Origin of the sequence: Roseomonas sp. E05 (assembly GCF_030063475.1) — a bacterium.
GTDB lineage: Bacteria > Pseudomonadota > Alphaproteobacteria > Acetobacterales > Acetobacteraceae > Pseudoroseomonas.
Genome location: NZ_JASIRT010000100.1, coordinates 1 through 806, shown reverse-complemented (window position 1 = coordinate 806; position 806 = coordinate 1). Strand labels below are relative to the sequence as shown.

Genomic DNA, 806 nt, shown 5'->3' with positions numbered 1-806 from the left:
CGGAAAAGTGGAGGGTTCCTGATGAGGCCAGGGGAACTCGATGCCGCAGCAGAGACGGTTCACGAAGGCATTCGAGGAGGAGGCCGTCCGGTTGGTCCGGACGAGCGGCGGAGCCAGCGCGAGATCGCTGAGGGTCTCGGGATCGGTCTGTCGACGCTGGTCCGTTGGATCAGCCGGAGCCAGGACCGGCAGATCGATGCGCCGGGCCGCTCCGGGCAGGAAGACGTCGCCGCCGAGCTGAAGCGGCTGCGGCGGGAGAACGGGATCCTTCGCCAGGAGCCGGACATCCTCAAGCGGGCCACGGCTTTTCCGTCAGGGACGGGGTGAGGCCCTGAGTGCCACTGGTTCGAGCGAAGGGCCGAACGGTGAGGTCCGCGCTCATCGATGCGGCGAAGGAGGAGTTCCCCGTGCACCGTCTCTGCCGCGTCCTCGGCGTCAGCCAGAGCGGCTGCTTTGCCTGGAAAGGCCGCCCGGCCTGCCGCCGCCAGCACGAGGACATGGTGCTGCGGCCCATGTCCGGTCGGCGTTTGCGCCGTCCAACAGCACCTACGGCAGCCTACGGATGACACGGGAGCTGCAGGGCAGCGGCCTGAGCGCCGGGCGCCGCCGGACGGCCCGCCTGATGCGGGAGAACGGGCTTCGTGCCCGGCAGCAGCGGCGCTTCAGGCGGACCATCGGCCGCTACATCGATGGTTTCTACAACCCCGTCCGGCGCCACTCCGCGCCCGACTTCACAAGCCCGGCCCTGTTCGAGAAGATGGCCGCAAACTGATCCAACGCCCCTCCAATAAACCGAAGCAAGTCCA

General features: G+C 68.4%; 1 pseudogene. It reads left to right on the top strand.

From position 1 onward, the window contains the following. Positions 1-40: 40 nt before the first annotated feature. Positions 41-739, top strand: a pseudogene (locus tag QMO56_RS26850) (transposase); the annotation flags it as partial. Positions 740-806: the final 67 nt, after the last annotated feature.